General features: G+C 51.9%; 18 protein-coding genes. 7 read left to right on the top strand and 11 right to left on the bottom strand.

What is annotated here, in order from left to right:
* Positions 1–125: 125 nt before the first annotated feature.
* Positions 126–644 carry an OsmC family protein gene (locus tag ACYVC2_RS15700; RefSeq protein WP_461103392.1) on the bottom strand — a complete coding sequence of 173 codons (519 nt, stop codon included), beginning with the start codon at positions 642–644 and terminating at the stop codon, positions 126–128.
* Between the two features lie 101 nt (positions 645–745).
* A complete protein-coding gene (locus ACYVC2_RS15695) occupies positions 746–2,482 on the bottom strand; it encodes a tail fiber domain-containing protein (RefSeq protein WP_461103391.1) in 1,737 nt (578 codons plus the stop codon).
* A 489-nt stretch (positions 2,483–2,971) separates the two neighbouring features.
* On the opposite strand from ACYVC2_RS15695, the gene ACYVC2_RS15690 reads away from it, so the two are divergent.
* Positions 2,972–4,687 (top strand): arylsulfatase, encoded by a 1,716-nt coding sequence (locus ACYVC2_RS15690; protein ID WP_461103390.1) that lies wholly within the window; start codon positions 2,972–2,974, stop codon positions 4,685–4,687.
* 16 nt (positions 4,688–4,703) lie between these two features.
* On the opposite strand, the gene ACYVC2_RS15685 is transcribed toward ACYVC2_RS15690, so the two are convergent.
* The 4 genes from ACYVC2_RS15685 to ACYVC2_RS15670 form a co-directional block, all read right to left on the bottom strand.
* Entirely contained in the window at positions 4,704–6,386 is a 1,683-nt protein-coding gene (locus tag ACYVC2_RS15685; RefSeq protein WP_461103389.1) for an arylsulfatase, read from the bottom strand.
* Positions 6,387–6,451: 65 nt separating this feature from the next.
* Complete coding sequence (locus tag ACYVC2_RS15680) at positions 6,452–7,792, bottom strand: Gfo/Idh/MocA family protein (protein WP_461103388.1); 1,341 nt, start codon at positions 7,790–7,792, stop codon at positions 6,452–6,454.
* A 221-nt stretch (positions 7,793–8,013) separates the two neighbouring features.
* Positions 8,014–8,349, bottom strand: a complete 336-nt coding sequence (locus tag ACYVC2_RS15675; protein WP_461103387.1) for a hypothetical protein — start codon at positions 8,347–8,349, stop codon at positions 8,014–8,016.
* A 39-nt stretch (positions 8,350–8,388) separates the two neighbouring features.
* Positions 8,389–8,670, bottom strand: a complete 282-nt coding sequence (locus ACYVC2_RS15670) for a hypothetical protein (RefSeq protein ID WP_461103386.1) — start codon at positions 8,668–8,670, stop codon at positions 8,389–8,391.
* 167 nt (positions 8,671–8,837) lie between these two features.
* Between ACYVC2_RS15670 and ACYVC2_RS15665 the strand changes: the two genes are divergently transcribed.
* The 3 genes from ACYVC2_RS15665 (at position 8,838) to ACYVC2_RS15655 (ending at position 10,750) form a co-directional block, all read left to right on the top strand.
* A complete protein-coding gene (locus ACYVC2_RS15665) occupies positions 8,838–9,422 on the top strand; it encodes an RNA polymerase sigma factor (protein WP_461103385.1) in 585 nt (194 codons plus the stop codon).
* A 71-nt stretch (positions 9,423–9,493) separates the two neighbouring features.
* Positions 9,494–9,994, top strand: a complete 501-nt coding sequence (locus ACYVC2_RS15660; RefSeq protein WP_461103384.1) for a hypothetical protein — start codon at positions 9,494–9,496, stop codon at positions 9,992–9,994.
* A gap of 54 nt (positions 9,995–10,048) precedes the next feature.
* Complete coding sequence (locus tag ACYVC2_RS15655; protein ID WP_461103383.1) at positions 10,049–10,750, top strand: porin family protein; 702 nt, start codon at positions 10,049–10,051, stop codon at positions 10,748–10,750.
* Between the two features lie 102 nt (positions 10,751–10,852).
* On the opposite strand, the gene ACYVC2_RS15650 is transcribed toward ACYVC2_RS15655, so the two are convergent.
* The 5 genes from ACYVC2_RS15650 to ACYVC2_RS15630 form a co-directional block, all read right to left on the bottom strand.
* On the bottom strand, positions 10,853–12,046 hold the full coding sequence (locus tag ACYVC2_RS15650) for an AsmA family protein (protein ID WP_461103382.1): 1,194 nt from the start codon (positions 12,044–12,046) through the stop codon (positions 10,853–10,855).
* Between the two features lie 111 nt (positions 12,047–12,157).
* The gene (locus ACYVC2_RS15645) at positions 12,158–12,925 is read right to left on the bottom strand and encodes a pentapeptide repeat-containing protein (protein WP_461103381.1); all 768 of its coding nucleotides are present in this window, start codon (positions 12,923–12,925) and stop codon (positions 12,158–12,160) included.
* A gap of 129 nt (positions 12,926–13,054) precedes the next feature.
* Positions 13,055–13,402, bottom strand: a complete 348-nt coding sequence (locus ACYVC2_RS15640; protein ID WP_461103380.1) for a hypothetical protein — start codon at positions 13,400–13,402, stop codon at positions 13,055–13,057.
* 104 nt (positions 13,403–13,506) lie between these two features.
* On the bottom strand, positions 13,507–14,274 hold the full coding sequence (locus tag ACYVC2_RS15635; RefSeq protein ID WP_461103379.1) for a PD-(D/E)XK nuclease-like domain-containing protein: 768 nt from the start codon (positions 14,272–14,274) through the stop codon (positions 13,507–13,509).
* A gap of 79 nt (positions 14,275–14,353) precedes the next feature.
* Entirely contained in the window at positions 14,354–14,992 is a 639-nt protein-coding gene (locus tag ACYVC2_RS15630) for a hypothetical protein (RefSeq protein WP_461103378.1), read from the bottom strand.
* 235 nt (positions 14,993–15,227) lie between these two features.
* On the opposite strand from ACYVC2_RS15630, the gene ACYVC2_RS15625 reads away from it, so the two are divergent.
* The 3 genes from ACYVC2_RS15625 (at position 15,228) to ACYVC2_RS15615 (ending at position 17,390) form a co-directional block, all read left to right on the top strand.
* Positions 15,228–15,596 (top strand): XRE family transcriptional regulator, encoded by a 369-nt coding sequence (locus ACYVC2_RS15625; RefSeq protein WP_461107149.1) that lies wholly within the window; start codon positions 15,228–15,230, stop codon positions 15,594–15,596.
* Between the two features lie 145 nt (positions 15,597–15,741).
* Positions 15,742–16,227 (top strand): hypothetical protein, encoded by a 486-nt coding sequence (locus ACYVC2_RS15620; protein WP_461103377.1) that lies wholly within the window; start codon positions 15,742–15,744, stop codon positions 16,225–16,227.
* Positions 16,228–16,394: 167 nt separating this feature from the next.
* A complete protein-coding gene (locus ACYVC2_RS15615) occupies positions 16,395–17,390 on the top strand; it encodes a mevalonate kinase family protein (protein ID WP_461103376.1) in 996 nt (331 codons plus the stop codon).
* Positions 17,391–17,419: the final 29 nt, after the last annotated feature.

Below are 17,419 nucleotides of genomic sequence, written 5' to 3'. Positions count from 1 at the left end.
ATCGATTAAAAACTAACTGAGCGTCAAATTAATAGAATACCTAACTTTAGATTTACATTTCTTCGTTATCGGTATAAATAAAATTCTTCCTGGTGCGTACATGCGTAGCAGACCAGGTCGCGTAGCTAGTCAACCACAGACTGCTTTGCTACGCTCAGGTTCATTGTCGGGGCGTTTTGCAGGGTTTGATAAATAACGCAGTATCGTTTGGTCAATTTTATCAGCGTTTCGACTTGCTCCGGGCTGGCGTCGGTGTCCAGTTCAAAGAGCAGGCGGATTGTCTGGAAGCCAACGGGGGCTTCTTTACTGACCCCCAGCGTTCCCCGAAAATCGAGATCACCTTCCGCTTTCACCGTTCCCTGCCGAACAACGACGCCGATGGCCGTCGCTACCGCTTTCAGGGTTACACCCGCGCAGGCGACCAGCGCTTCGAGCAGCATATCACCCGAACAGGCCAGTTCACCGGTACCTCCAGTAGCTGGGTGCAAACCGGCTTCGACCAGCGCCCGACCGGTGGAGATGTTGCAGGAAATCTGCTCTCCCAGGCGGCCTTCTGCCCGGAGGGTAATCCAGGCCGTTTGCGGATCTTCTGTGTATTGGTGTTTAAGAGGAGCCTGTGTGGCCTTTAGTTCTTCAGCTGTCATGATGATAGACGTTTTCTCAAAAAGAAAACCGGCGATCCTGATTACTGCTTTCTTCCGTTATTACCCCTTCCTCTCCTGCCTGGTCACAACTAAGTGATAGCCTATTTACGAGCCGTGTTGACACTCGTCGGCGATATCTCCAGCAAATTCTGCATTTGTTTGACCTGGTCTATCAGCTGGGCCTGGATTTCGTCTCGTTCTTTCAATCTTGCTTTGAGCAATTCGACTTCAGTGTTCAAATCTTTAACCGCCTGTACTAAGGGAATAACAAACAGGGTATAGCCCAGTGTATAATATTTGCCGTTGTCTTCCTGACGGACACCTTCGAAATTATACCCTACAGCCTTAGCCGCCTTCTCCACATCCTGCGCCAAAAAACCACTGTGGAGTACTGTATCTTTTTTGACATTCGCCAATGAGTACCCGACCAGTTCAGCTTCTTTAACCTTGTTAACGTAGTAGGTAACCGGAGTAAGTTTAGTAATAAAGTTGAGGCCTGGTACATTCGCACGGACTTGATCCTTTATACGCTTATCCGAAAGCGACGATATGGTTTGGACGTTGCACCGTAGAGCCGTAATCTGATTATCGCCCAGTACAATTGTATTGCTGGCGCTTACAATCGCATTTGCTCCAATGGCTGTCGAGTTATTCAGATTAGGACTAGCCTGTGGTGGGCCAGCATTATACCCTAAAGCAGTATTGTAACTCCCTGTGGTATTGTACTGTAAAGCGATAAGCCCGTTGGCCGTATTGCATGTGCCAATCGTATTAAGCCGGAGACTTAAATCGCCTGTAGCTACATTACCATTGCCAGTAGTATTATTTAACATGGCGGACCCCCCTAAAGCTACATTATTACTCCCTGCCGTATTTGTATATAGAGCATCAGTTCCTATTGCTGTATTAGAAATACCGGTAGTATTACTAGCTGCAGCATTTTGCCCTATCGCTTGGTTCTCATAACCACTGACATTATTCCGTAGAGATCCTGCCCCCAGAGCTGTATTTCTTGCTCCAGTGGAGTTATTTTGCAATGCGACCTGGCCGACCGCAGTGTTATTGTCTCCAGTTGTATTGTTTTCTAGAGTCACTGCTCCTACAGCCGTGTTACCTGTACCGCTTATGTTGCTATACAAGGACCTGTATCCTGAGGCAGTATTAAACTGACCTGTGGTATTAGTTAACAAAGCAACGCTTCCTAAGGCGGTGTTACCCGAACCAGTTGTATTATTCTGTAAAGCCTGTAGACCCGAAGCCGTATTATAGTTACCAGTTGTAGCGTTAGCAAGTGCCAAAGTGCCTAAAGCGATATTACCCTGACCTGTAGTACCACTGCTTAACGCTAAATAACCTAACGCAACGTTGTTCAGAAATTGATCGATACGGCCTGCATTCTGGTTATTGACTCTAAAATTAAGAGGGACATTATCAACAGTACCAATAAAATTGGTGCTGGGATTAGTGCCGGCATTACCCGTCAAGTTCCAGGAGGATGCTGATGCGCCACCCGAACTAGTTGTTCCCCCCGGAGTCCAGATGGGCGCAGTTGTCGTGCCGGTATTAACTTCGATCTGGTTCGTTGTCGTATTAAAGATCAGCAACCCTTTAGCTGGGTTCTGAATCTGTGCCCGCTGGGGAGTTGTAACAGTTGGAGTCAATAAACCTCGGTAGGGACTCCCTGTTGAATAAGGCCCCGATTTAACATCGAAAGTTGCCGATCCGTCAAACCCTCCGGAGGCAGGTCCGATACGAACCTGAGCCTGTACATTATTCACACATACTGCCAGCCATGCGATCACAGCTATTTTAGCTCCGTTTGTAATATCCTGTTTCATAACGTTCATGGAATTAAATACCGAAAACTAATAATAAATGAATCTATATATGCCGATAGGCTAAACAACGAATACATTATTACAATGTTTGACTATAAAGTCTATTATTATTAAATTATCTTGTATTTTTTCAATAAAATCCTCAATATTATTGACTACAAAATCAAATAGAAAACTTAATACATTTACTAATTATATGGCTATGGCCGATTGATTGGGGTACAGTCCGTCATTCTTTAGCGTAGTCCGATAAGTCGACTCACAACGCTACCAGCGATCATTTCTATTTGAATCACATTCATTATTGTAGCGTCCTCATTGACCTTATAGGTAAGTAGAAAACGATCACCTACATCAATTATTCCATCATTAGACTTACCTCGACTGAACGGTACACGAAGTAGTATTCGTGGTCGGTGACGCTTTTTCAGACTGCTTTTATTTATATATTTCTTACCTAGCTATGGTTCAATAAATAGCGTTTCCTCCATGAGAAAAGGTTTACTGGCTCTTTTATCCGCTTCGATTATTCTCATTGCCACACTGGTTCTCAGTGGTTTCGAGTATATACATTTTCATCAAAGTAGGCCCTTAGCCCCTCGGCGCCCCAACATCATCGTCATTCTGGCCGACGATATGGGCTTTTCGGATCTGGGTTGTTACGGTGGTGAAATTCAAACCCCGAACATTGATTACCTGGCTCATAACGGCCTGCGGTATACCCAGTTTTATAACACCTCGCGTTGCTGTCCGACGCGCGCTTCGCTGCTAACGGGCCTCTACAACCAACAGGCGGGAATTGGTAAAATGACGGATGCAGAGGATGAACCTGGCTACCGGGGTTACCTGACCGAGAACACGGTTACGCTGGCAGAAGTACTCAAATCAGCGGGGTATCGCACGGCGATGGTGGGTAAGTGGCACGTGTCTAATACCAACGTACAGAAGAATCCGCAGGATCAGCTTGCCTGGCTAAACCATCAGAAGGATTTCGGCGATTTTTCGCCAGTCGCCCAATACCCGACCAGCCGTGGCTTCGAGCAATTTTTCGGCAACATATGGGGAGTCGTCGATTTCTTCGATCCATTCAGTCTGGTAAGTGGTACTAAACCCATCAAACAGGTTCCCAAAAACTATTACCACACCGATGCCATCAACGATACGGCAGTTGCCTACGTCCGCTCCTTCGCCAAAACCTCAGCTCCTTTTTTTCTCTACGTAGCGCACACCGCTCCCCACTGGCCGCTGATGGCGCTGCCCGACGATATTGCCAGGTACAAAGACACCTACAAGCCGGGCTGGGAAGCGATTCGCAAAGCCCGCTACCAGCGGATGAGCAAGATGGGGCTCATCGATTCAGTAACAACCAGGCTTACTGAACGCTGGCAACCGGAACTGACCTGGGAGGCTAATCCCGATACAGCCTGGGATGCGCAGGCGATGGCCGTTCATGCAGCTATGATCGATCGGATGGATCAGGGAATTGGCCGCATTCTGAAAACCCTGCGCCAAACCGGTCAGTTGGAGAACACGCTGATCCTGTTTTTGTCGGACAACGGGGCGAGTCCGGAAAATTGTGCCGCTTACGGGCCTGGTTTCGACCGCCCCAGCGAAACCCGCGACGGTCGAAAGATCGTATATGATCTAAAAAAACAAGTGTTGCCGGGGCCGCAGACGACGTATGCCTCCATCGGGCAGCGCTGGGCCAACGTCGCTAACACCCCGTATGCCTACTGGAAAGCCGAATCGTATGAAGGCGGGATTCATTCGCCCCTGGTCGCGTTCTGGCCCAGGGGAATTACAGCCAGAAAAGGTGGTTTCAGCGCGCAGGTAGGCCACGTAATGGACTTCATGAGCACGTTTGTCGAACTGGGTGGAGCGACCTACCCTAAAGTTTATAATGGACAGGCCATTACGCCCACAACCGGCATCAGCCTGGTTCCTTCCTTTCAGGGGAAACTATCAGCCGGTCATGGCGATTTATTCAATGAACACTTCGGAGCGCGGTATGCCCGTTCAGGCGACTGGAAACTGGTTTCGTCCAGCCGCGACAGTACCTGGCATCTGTTCAATCTGGCCGTCGACCGAACCGAGACCCGGGACGTAGCCGCCCGCTTTCCCCAAAAAGTACATCAGTTGGCTAGCCTGTGGCATGGGTGGGCCCGCTCGCATCAGGTGTTTCCCAAACCTGACTCGAAAAAGTGAGCCAGGCCGACCGACGCTATAAATTCCACTCCTTGCTGAAATCGGCTTTCATTATTCCTTTGGGAAACACATAATGAGTGGTCGCCCAGGTGGTCCATTGCTTATCGAGTTTTTCGACCAGGTCCGGATGCTCGGCCGCACGGTCATGCTGCTCCGTTCGATCCGTATTCAAATCGTACAGTTCCCAACGGCCGCCTACGACCCCTACGGCTTTCCAGTTGCCGTAACGGATGGCGCGGTGGTTTTCGTGCTCCCAGTACATGTATTCGTGCAACTGGCGGACACCTTTAGTCAGGGCGGGCAATAGGCTCTTGCCTTCGAGCGGGTGGATTTTCTGGCCGTTCACTTCCGTTGGGTACGACGCTCCGCTTACCTCCATAAACGTGGGCATAATGTCGATCAGGTAGCCGGGTGTAGCCGTAAGCCTCCCTTTCTGGCCAGAAATGCCCGCCGGATAGTGCACAATCAGCGGAGTCGAGATCCCTCCCTCGTAGGATACATGTTTAAACCCTTTAAAAGGCGTATTGGACGCGTTGGCCCAGACACCACCATAGGAAATAGCACCCCCTTTAGCAGGCACGTTGATATCCTGAATCGTGCCTCCGCCCAGTTTGCCGCCCTCCTGGCAAGCGCCATTATCCGACAAAAAAACCAGCAGAGTATTGTCCAGCTTTCCCGTTTTTTTCAGATACTCGACCAGTTTGCCAACGTTCTGATCCATTCGATAAACCTGAGCGGCATAAACGGCCATCCGATAATCCATCTCCTGCCGTTGGGCGCTGTCCTGCTCAACCCAGGCCGGATAACTTTTCGGGCGCCCGGCAATTCCCCATTGTTTGGACACCAGGCCCAGGTTCACCTGCTTCTGAAAACGCTGCTCCCGCAGCCGATCCCAGCCCTGCTGGTATTTACCGACAAACCGGTCAATATCAGGCTTCAGCGCATGGAGTGGCCAGTGCGGAGACGTGAACGCCAGGTACAGAAAAAAAGGGTGCGGATCAGTCTGGTCTTTTAGAAACGAGATGGCATGATCGGTGAACGCGTCGGTGGTATAAAACGGCTGCTCAACCCGCTCAATCGGTTCGTTATCGAGCCAGATGCCGCGGGGCTGAACGGGATCGAGGTAGCTGCTGGCTCCGGCCAGTAAACCGTAATACCGGTCGAAACCGCGCTGCCGGGGCCGCAGATCGGGGGTACTGGAACCCAGGTGCCACTTGCCGGCCATGTACGTATGATATCCTGCCGACTTGAGTACTTCCGCCAGTGTAACGCAGTTCCGATTGAGCTCACCGCGGTAGCCGTAAACCCCATAATTGTAATCGACTCCGTTGCCAGGTTCCCGGGTCATGTGCCCAATACCGGCCTGGTGCTGAAACAAACCCGTCATGAGCGAAGCCCGCGTAGGGCAACAGCGGGCCGTGTTATAGAACTGCGTAAACCGAACACCCTGGCTCGCCAGTTTATCGAGGTTTGGCGTTTCAATTTCCGACCCATAGCAGCCCAGGTCCGAATAGCCCATATCATCGGCCATGATCAGGACAATGTTCGGCTTTGGGGCATGTTGCCTCTGACCAGCTCCCGCAACAAATTGGGGTTGAGGAGCCGGATCGGGCATGGACAGGAACGAAAAGCCCAGCGCGCTCAGGCTCATGCAGAGTACACCGACTAAAAATCTCCGCTTTATTACTGGTTTGCGCATACGCATGGGATTAGAACAAAACCGTCTTTCGGCCCCAGTACTACCAAACAAACCCACAGGAGTGACTAGACCACGGGTAATTTCCAGCCGTTATGATAATGCGCGCTGATGAGCGCATTGGCCTGTGGATCGTTCTTAAACCCTTTGGCGGCCGCATCCCAATACACTTTTCGACCGGTCTTGTAAGCAATGTTGCCCATGTGGGCGTTGATGGCCGCTACGCTTCCGGTTTCGATACCGCACTTCAATATACCCGGATTGTTGGTTTTAACCGCCTGAACGAAATTTTTGGTATGCTCATTCAGGTAATCGCCGTTGCGCGCCTGGTCCGGTATGTCTTCTACTTTGTAGACCTTGATGTTATTCTTCGTCTGGGTTTCAGGAAGCAACGACCAGCCATCCCGGTTCAGCACCAGCGTCGCGTTGTTACCGATAAAGGCGATTCCTTCGGTACGACCGTAATTGCCACCGTCGATGCCCGTGGCGTGTTCCCAGAGCATATTGAAGCCGTCGTATTCATAAACGGCCTGCAACGTATCAGGGGTTTCCGACGCATCGTCTGGGTAGGCGAGTTTACCACCCGACGCCATGACCGACTTCGGCGCTTTGGCATTCATGGCGTATAAAGCAATATCGATTTCGTGAACGCCCCAGTCGGTCATGAGCCCACCGGCATAGTCCCAGAACCAGCGAAAATTGAAGTGAAACCGGTTCGGATTGAACGGTCGTTTCGGAGCCGGACCCAGCCACATGTCGTAGTCGACACCGGCGGGCGGAGCACTATCGGGGCGGACCGGAACGGGGTTCATCCAACCCTGATACGCCCAGACTTTCACCAGCCGGATATTCCCCAGTTTACCCGAGCGGATGTACTCGATGGCTTTCTCGTAGTGTGACCCGCTCCGCTGCCACTGCCCTACCTGCACAATTTTATTGTACCGACGGGCCGCTGCCAGCATCAGATTGCACTCTTCGATGCTATTAGCAAGCGGTTTTTCGACATACACGTGCTTCCCCGCCGATACCGCGTCAATCATAGCCATGCAGTGCCAGTGGTCGGGTGTGCCGATAATGACCGCGTCGATATCCTTGTTTTCCAGTAATTTCCGGTAGTCTTTAAACAATTGCGGACGGCTGTGCTGCGCAGCCTCAACATCGGCGGCTCGTTTATCGAGCACGCTCTGATCGACGTCGGCTAGTGCAACACACTGGACGTCGCTCATGAGCAGGTGTGAGCGCAAATCCGACCAGCCCATACCGTTACAGCCGATCAGACCCAGTTGTAATTTATCATTGGGCGAAACTTTTTTTCGCTGGCTGGCAATGGCCTCTAAGGAGGGCAGACTGATGAGACCAGCTCCCGTCAGGGCGGTATTCCGTATAAAATCTCTGCGCGTCGTTTGCATGGGTTTGTCAGCGTTAGGCATGAAAGGCTCTTTCGTCTGAAAGCACATTCATCCCGTTAACTAATCAAATCCAGGTTATCAGTCGGCGATTCTTAATGATGCCCGTTCGGGCAGAAGGCCCGGCATCAATAGCGGAGAGTAGTTGGTTGAGGTAGCCGGAGAGGCTACCTCAACGAGCCTGTTACCCAATTTGGGCTATACGATGAATGCAATTGCTTGCATCAGAGTTTTTTGGTAACCTTGGTGTGCATGGTATCCTTACGGACTCCTGACTCGGTTCGCCGGGGCGCATATCGATTCTTACCCTTGTGGATACCAGCATCTTTTTCCTGTTTATAACTCGGAATGGCCCGGTCGCCACTTTCCAGCTTTTCTTTCAGCGATGGTTGCGGCAATGGTTTGGTCGAAGCGGCAGCCGTCGTTTTCGCTTTAGAGCGGGTTGTCGATTCGGTGGAGCCCGTTGGTTTCTCAGCTACGTTGGCTCGTTTGGCATCGGGAGATGTTTGGGCCAGTGCGGTTGTCGTTACCAGCAGCATACCCATCAGTACTTTCATCATAACGTTTCGTTGGTTTATTGGTCAATTACGCACATTGGTTTAGCGAACCGTATCTACGCGCGTGGCACCACCCCGGCGGAGTGAGTCGGGGCGCAGACGTCGTTGCTTCCGATTCTTGGGCAGGGTAGAATCTACGCCCGCTTCTATTTTCTGGCGTTCGCGTCGATCTGGCTTTTTCAGTTTCGGCTGAGCCGGATCCGTCTGCCGGGTATCGGTCGTCGAAGTCGATTGTTGCATCGTCGGCGACTGGTTACTTTGCCCAAATGCCCCCCACACCAGCGTAAGGCTTATCCAATGAATCAGCAGCAGCGTTCGTTTCATACCTGTGTTGAGTTTGTCTAAAAGTATGTAACGATTGGCGGCTTTATTAGGTTACGGCAAACGTGGGTTATTGAGCCAGTGACCCATCTGTTTTGGATTCCTGAAGCCCTTATTTATGGAATTTAACCCTTTCGTGCATCTGTTACGTATAGGTGGCCAGCTAGTGTATGTTTCTGAAACGATTTCGTAAACCTAAACCAACTACCGATCAGGAGTTTGTGGCGTTATACCGCGCTACGGGCGATCTGGCGGTATTGGGCGAGCTTTATGAGCGACATATGGAGCTTACTTACGCCGTGTGCTACAACTACCTGCGCGACGAAGAGGAAGCGAAAGATGCGGTCATGAACCTCTTCGAGCAGTTGATCACCGACCTGCGCCGGCATGAAGTGCTGCAATTCGGGCCCTGGCTGCATAGTGTGGCCCGTAATTACTGCCTCATGCAACTGCGCAAAAGCCAGGCCCATCCGAAAACAACCCTGGTGACCGATACGGGAGCGGAAGCCGACGAAGAAGCATTCGGGAAATTAGTCAGCGAAGAACCTGATATTGCCGATCTGGAAGAAGACCTGACCCGCCTGGAAACGTACCTGAAAACCCTGCCTCCAGAACAGCAAACCTGCCTGACTCTCTTTTATCTGGAGCGAAAAACCTATACGGAGGTAGCCGAAGAAACAGGCTATGACCTGAAACAGGTGAAAAGTTATTTGCAAAATGGCCGCCGAAATTTGAAAATTTGTATGAGTCGGTGACGCGGGACTCGACGCGCGGGCAACCGGATGGGCATATACCTCATCCTGCCCGACCAACCGAAGCAGTAACCATGAACGACCAACTGACATTCAATGATTTACAGGCGTATCAGGCTGGGCAGCTAAGTGGTCCAGCAAGGCACCGTGTGGAGCGGCTGCTGCTGGAAAATCCATTTTACGCCGACGCGCTGGCCGGGCTGGAAGCCATGCAACAGACCGCCGTGGCTGGCATCAATGCCGCCGAAGGGCCCTCGGCCGACCAACTCGCCGATCTGCGGGATGCGCTCCACCGGCGTATTCATGAGTCGGCAACGAAAAAACGGCTCTGGCCCCTCTGGATCGCTACCATGACGGCCGCGATCCTGTTTATGCTGGCCATGGCCGTTTATTTTATCTTTTTCGCTCCCAAACGCCCTGCCAAACCGGAGCGAAAACCAGCACCCAAAGTGACGAGCCACCTATCCGACGACGTATCTCCTTCCTTGGCTGCGATCGGCAGTAACGCCGATTTTATCAGTGTATTTCGGTTGAAACTCTCGAAAAATCCGCCGATATTTATCAGGATATCGTAAAACATTTGCCGAAGATCATACGTTAACGGGGCATAACTACTTATACAGGTCTTTATGTTTCGCACAATTTCGCTACGCTCTACTCTCCTATCGTTTCTTTTCGTTTCCTGCTGTCTATCAGGCACTTTTGCCCAGCAGCGCTTCAGTGCCGGGCCGCGCATCGGCTTGAATATGTCTAATTATTGGGGCAGTGCCGACAACATGAGTTTCAAGCCCGGTCTGGCTGCGGGTGCCTTTCTGATGTACAGTTCGCTGAACCATTTCGGAATTTCTGCCGATGTCCTGTACTCACAGCGTGGGGCCAAATACGCCGACAGCCGGTATTCGTTTACCCAGCACGTCAATTACCTGGAGATTCCGGTCGTGGCGCGTTATTTTCTGACGTTGTCGGGTAAATTCAGACCGAACGTGTTCGTGGGTCCTTCGCTCGGTATCAAGCTCAACGCCAAGCGCACCAACGGCCAAATCCTGTCGGGACCGCCAACCGTGGTCAACATGGATAACACCAGCGATTTCAACAGCCTGGATCTGGGCGCTACGGGTGGCTTTCAGCTGAACTGGGGCGTGGCTACCCGACAGCACTTCCTGATCGATGCCCGCTACACGCTTGGCCTGGCCAATGTCCAGTCGAACCTGCCGAATCTGTGGGGACCTCACAATTCGCTCTATAATTCGACCATTACCGTTACCCTGGGCTATGCTTTTGGCGTAGGCCGTGAATTCCCAAGCCGTTACTCGGCGCCCGCCCGGCGGTAGTAGTTGCAGAAGGAAAGCCAGAAACGCCCGGCTAACGATTCTTAGAATCGTTAGCCGGGCGTTTCTGATTAAGGACGCTTGTAGCCACCGCCTACCAGGGCATCAGCGTTTTTCTTTTTCGCGTTGCGCTTTTTTCTCGGCCCGTTTTTGTTTGCGTTCGGCTTTCCGCTCCGCTCGCTTTTCTTTACGCTCGGCTTTTCGTTCGGCTCGCTTTTCCTTCAGATCGGCTTTGAAATCTTTAAGCGCATCGTTCAGGGTAATATTATTGTCGAACTCGCCCCGAAAGGCCTTGATGTAGGCATTGCGCAGTACGCCAAAAACAGTGGGCCATAGGGGCGTTTTAACGTCTTCGATCGTACCGGTAAGCGGAATACGCGTAGCCACCTGATCGTGTTTCTGGTTTTTGAGAATGGCAGTGCCGGCCTGAGCAATCAGTTCGGTAAAAAATTTACCCACCGACCGGTGTTCATGTTCGTTGAGCTTAAAAATTTTCATCCCTTTGGTAAGGGGTTTTAAATAGCCATTCAGCTTCTTGTCGAGCATGGCCATCTCACTATAAACGCTCACGTTGCCACGCTCGAAATCGATGTTGGCATAGTGCCGGGCAAGCGCATTGAGCTTAACCAGTTGAAGATCGGCAAAAATCAGGTTGTAGTCGAAATCCGGAACAGACTTCAGCAGGTTCATATTGGCCCTGAAATTCATGGTGCCGCCATAGCCGGGCACGTTTCCCGTGGCCGTTACGGGAGAAGGCAGTTTGGTGTCCTTATCCTCAACATTCCGGATGTTCCGAATTTCGCCCTGAAACTGCTTGAGCGATAAGTCGGCGCGGGGCTGCGTGATCAGGCTGGTGAGGTTGACCGTGCCATCGATCACGGCAAACCGGTTGATATTGATGGGAAGCAGCTTTTTCAGGTAGGCCGTCCAGTCTACTTCTGCCCCCGTCTGGCTGCTGGCCTCACTCTCACTGAAAGCGAAGTTGATTTCGGGTTTATAACATTCCACCTCACTAACCAGCCGACCTTTAAACAGCGATTTCCACTCGACCGACAAGTCGATTTTGGGAATAAACAGAAAAGGTTCTTTGATCTTCCCCGCGACCTTACGGATACGCAGGTCGTCGATCTGGTAAGCGCCCCGGATAAGGTGAATGTCGATACCCTCGACATGGCCCGTATACTCGCCCATGTCGGCCAGGTTTTTGTTGACATACCGCAGCACGAAATACGGCAGCAGTAACCGGGCAACAATGAGCAGAATGCCCAGCGCAATCAGAACTTTGGTGGTGCGTTTCAAAACGTTGCGTGATTGGTGTAACGTTCTGATAAACGCAAAAAACCCGAAAGGGGTTGGAAAGAAATTGCGCCGGACCAGGAGCCAACACGCTGTGTCCGGCGCTCAGGACGGTCAGTTGCCTGGATTGAACTTCCGCCCGTCGAGTTTCGTGTATTTGAAATCGGTGCCCCCGTTGAACCGAACGTTGTCGAAGGAGGTACCCCGGGGGAAGTTGGTGTATTTGAAATCCGCGTGACCCGAAAAGCTGGCTTTCTGAAAACTCACTCCTTCGTCGAATTTCGTGTATTTAAAATCGGCGTACTGCCCAAACCGGACATCCTGAAACGCCGAGGCTTCTTCAAACTTCGTGTATTTGAAGTCGGCATACCCCCGAAACTCTGACCCGCTGAAATCGGCTGCGTTGCGGAACTGGGTGTATTTAAACAGCGCTTCGTCGCGAAACTTATTACTGGTGAAGAGGGCCCGCTGGCTAAAGTGCGAATATTTGAACGCAGCGTCGTCTTCAAACGTACAGCCTTCGAAGGTTACGGCTTCCGTAAAGTCGGTGTTATAAACCGTATTGCTGCCTTTGAACAGTTTCCCTTCGCGATCTTCGGACCGGTAAGCCAGAAATTTCCCTTTGAAGGTGCAGTTTTTAAACGACAGCGGCACGTCGACTACGCTCAGGTACTGGGGCGTATCCCAATTGCCTTCGTGTACTTCTTTGCGATTTTCCAGACTGGTCAGATCCAGGTCGCCCGTAATGGTTGCGTTCTGGTAGGAAACCGCCTGTTTGCGGTTGATTTTCGCTATAATCTCTTTGGCATCGACCGAGGTTTGCGCCAGCGCCGGTGCTATCGCAACAGCAGTTAAGAACAGGAACGAAGCAATAAGTTTCATGAGGCTCGTGTGCGTTATGTTTTTCTAAGGATGCAAACGGCCCTAGAAAGGTTGCGTGAGAACGAAAAAACCGGATCGGCGGCTCCTATAATGGCCCAGCGATCCGGTTTTCAATCCCTTATGCACCAACTAATCCAGCCACATGACTTTGTCATAGGCCACTTCATAATCCATTTCCTGCAATGGAGTGAGTCCGGCATAGTGACCGGTTTCGTCGGTCTGAACGGCATTCCAGCAGCCCGACGCATCGCGCAGCAGAAGCCGATAGCCATATAATGGATGCAACGTGTCGGCATCGGACCGGTGGTCCCAGCCCGTCTGGAGTTCGATTGCGAAAGCGATCCGGTCCATTACCTCATTCATCTGGCCAGCCAGGCTGTCGGTCCCGTCCAGTTCCTCAATCCAGAGCACCAGTCCATCGGTTCCCCAATCGAAATGGAGCGGAGTGGGGGATACATTTATTATCGAGGCATTCATAACGATCGTTGATTAAAGTTTCTGGCACAGGGCAGAGGGGTAAGGGCACAGGGTAAAAATCAATTAAACTGTTACCCTATGCCCTTACCCCTCTGCCCCTTGCCTTAAGCCGTCATACTCCAGGCAGGAGCCGAAACAAGTTCGTTGTCCTGCTCTTCACGCCACTTCCGGAGCCAGAATCGGTATTTCTTCCGGCCATAATCGATGAAGCCGGGAATTGAGGTAGCATCGATAGCAAACAGCCGATGCGGCCGTTGTTTCATGACGCCCACGAATACAAACCGAAACTGGCGGGTCGACGCCCACTCTCCGCTTTCGGCGTTTCGAAGACTGTCGAGGTAGAAAGCGGCCTGCCGGTCATAGTCGTAGGTATAGCACGACTCCAGAAACTGCGCCTGGGTGCGGGCAGAAGTTGTCTTCAGATCGATGATCAGCGCGTTTCGCCGTTTCGGACTGGTATACACCATATCCAGGCGAGCCTTGCAGGCAACGCCGGTTGTGGGGTCGGTAGACAGCACTACGCGCTCCCGTTCCGACAAGCGCAGGTAGCGTCGGCAAAAGGCATCCTGCCGAATAGTTTGGGTCAGCATGGCCAACTGATCAACCTGTTTGCTATGTCCCTCGACCAGGTCGGGCAGCAGTTGCTCGAGTACGGTTCCAATCGACTCCGGTTCGAGCAGGTGCTGATGAAAGGCCCGGCCGAACACCTTCGTTTTCTCCGGAATGAAGCGGGCCGACGGCACCGACCAGTAGCCCAGATGCTCTTCTTTCAGCTGGGTCAGATCGGAATTGGAAACCCGCGGTAATGACCGGTACTCATCATTGGGGTTCAGCAGCAGGGGAATCTGTTGGGAAAATGGCAGTGATAACATAAGTTCAGCGTTTGCGGATACATGAAATTGAGGCCGCCCGGACGTGAGCAGCCTCAACCTTGAAACACCCTACCGATTCTTAGCCGGCGGCCAGGAGTTCGGGTTCTTCTACCGGATTGATAAACGGATTATAGTAGTTCATCGCCGTTTTGATGTTGGCAATGTCCGTAAGCGTCTCCTGCCGAAAAATCTTCACATCCTGCGCAAATTGCTTTAGTTCGACCGTTTTTTCCACGTCGCCCATTTTGTAGGAGAACGTGGAAATATAATACACACCCTTGGGCTGTATTTTATTATTTTCTTTCTTCTCGGCAACGGCTGTGATGACTACGTCGGCCAGTGTCAGATCGTCGTAATACAGCGGTTCGATGAGCCGGAAAATATTATCGACCGAGTAGCCGTGGAACAGCACCGCTGACACGCAGTTTTTTTCATCGATGAAAAAAATCTCCGCCCAGTTTTTAGTACCCATATTCAGGATATTGTCGGTGAAGATCCGCCAGGCGATGGGCTGGAAGGTGAGCGTACGGCCCAGCTTCTCCGAACCGTTGATATTGAACACACCCTCTTTGGCATCGAAGCGATATTGACGCGGGTGCCCTTCCAGATATTTGTACTTATTGACCACCTCGCCGGTCAATTCATGAATCTTTTGATACGGTTTCAGGGGGTTACCGCTTTGAATTGTCGAAAGTTGGCTTTTGTTTTGTGTGTTCATTAGTATTTGTTGTTTACTGTTCAAGCAGGGGGCCCATATTGCGGTCCCTTTTGCCTTTTAAAAAGGCCCTGTTTTCAAGGTTAAATATACATAGTTTTCTGTAATAAACCAACCGATTTTCGATCGAAAATCACCTATTTTTACGGACTTTTGTGTAAAAAAGCATGGGGGTAAGGGCATGGGGCGCGGGGATGCGGATTCAACCCTATGCCCCATGCCCTTACCCCCATGCTTTATGACCATTCACCTGCGGCTGCAACAATTAATCGATACGCTCAACATCAGCGTGCTCGAATTTTCCCGACAACTGGGCGAAAATCGGGGTGAGAAAGTTTACCATATTCTCCATGGTCGGCTGAAACCCCGTTACGACACCCTCGAAAAGATCCTGACGGCTTATCCGCAGGTCAACGGCGACTGGCTGCTGCGGGGCGAAGGACATATGTTTAAAGTTATGAACTCGCCATCGGCGGCCATCACTACCGAAGAGCGGCTGCGGAACGTCGAGTTTCTGCTGTTCCAGTTGAATGAGCGCGTCGCTCTGCTGCAACAAACTAACGACCAGCTGCTGGCGGAGCTGAAAGGGCAGAGGGCAAAGGGGTAAGGGCGTGGGGCAACTTTCACCCTATGCCCCACGCCCTTACCCCTTTGCCCTATACCCTTACCCCTCTCCCCCACGCCCTTACCCCTTTGCCACCCAAAACAACTCCACCCGCTTACGGGTTATAGTCTGAAAAACACTGAACGCTATGGCTACGACATCACCATTCGACCCCGATAAAGTTGATCCTGAGTTTTATTCCCACGATCCAAACCAACACGGAACCTCCGATTACGGTCGAGAGTCGGAAGGGGTTGGTACCAACGTCTACAAAGATTCGACCTCGGGTATGGACATGGACGACGAGAACGTAATCCAGACCCGTGACGCGCGCGCAGCCAACCTGGGTGTTGGACGCGTGGGTGAACCTCACGGTTCGAGCCTGGGCGGTACACAGGAGTGGGACGTCGACGCCGACGCGATCTCAGAAGCACCCAAAGGACAGATGATGAGCGACGATGCCGCCCGGAAATTAAGCGAAGTAGCCGAAAATCCGTCGGATGACGCGCTGCTGCACCGGTCCGATGCTACCTACCTCGAGCAAGGCGACGACCCGAATGCCGGCTACGATCCGCACAATGTCGGCTATACCGGAAAGGATAAAGAGAACGTAGAAAAGAATGACGTGGATTAGGGCTAACCTGCACTTATCATCCACAGGAAGCGACCGGAACACCAGCCGGTCGCTTTTTATTTGGTAGCCCGTTTGGTAAGGTAGCGCTTTGGGCTGGCGATTCTTTCGTAAACTTGCCGTTGAATTGTTCAGCCAAACCCGCGGCCTGTTGGGTCGCACTCACGATTTTGCTTATCGAAACCCGTGCCTACGCCCGGGCGGGCCTGCTTGGCAACCCGTCCGACGGCTTCTTTGGGAAAACCATTGCCATCAGTGTTCGTAATTTCGGCGCGTCGGTAACCCTCTACCGTTCGCCGGAACTGCATATTGAACCGCAGGCTCAGGATACGAATGTGTTCCGAAGCCTGCACCACCTCCGCGACGCAGTCAGTACACTCGGCTACCACGGTGGCGTTCCTCTGCTGAAAGCGGCTGTTAAAAAGTTTGCTGAATATTGCGAAGCCGAACACATACGCCTGCCGAACCAAAACTTTTCGATTCGCTATAACACGTCCATTCCGCGACAGGTCGGATTGTCGGGGTCCAGTGCCATCATCGTGGCTACGTTTCGGGCGCTCATGCAATTCTACGGGGTCGAAATCCCACAGCCTGTTCTGCCCAATTTAGTACTGGCCACCGAAACTGAAGAACTGGGTATCACCGCCGGACTGCAGGATCGGGTCATCCAGTGCTACGAGGGTTGTGTTTACATGGATTTCGACCGCGACATCATGGAGGCTCAGGGCTACGGTCAGTACGAACCGATCGACTCCCACCTGCTCCCCAAATTGTACATTGCTTACAACACCGACTTGGGCAAGCAGTCGGGGCGGGTCCATAATGACGTTCGGGCGCGCTGGCTCAAAGGCGAACCGCTGGTGGTCGATACCATGAACGCCATTGCCAACGTAGCGCGGGAAGGACACGCGGCCATTCTGCGGCAGGATACCGACGCGCTAAACGAACTGGTCAACCGTAATTTCGACCTGCGGGCGCAGATTTACGCCATCAGCGACCGTAACCGGAGTCTCATCGAAACGGCCCGGGCCTGCGGAGCCTCGGCATCGTTTACAGGTTCGGGGGGCTCGATCATTGGTCTCTACCGCGACGACGCCATGCTGAACCGGTTGTTCGTTGAACTCAAAAAAATAAATGCCCGCGTTATCAAGCCTTATGTAGTGTAGCAGAGGGGGTAGGGGTCAGGGGATAGGGT

The sequence above is a fragment of the Spirosoma koreense genome, assembly GCF_054777875.1.
Note: the sequence above shows the minus strand (reverse complement) of the source record. Positions and strands in the feature narration are given on the sequence as shown.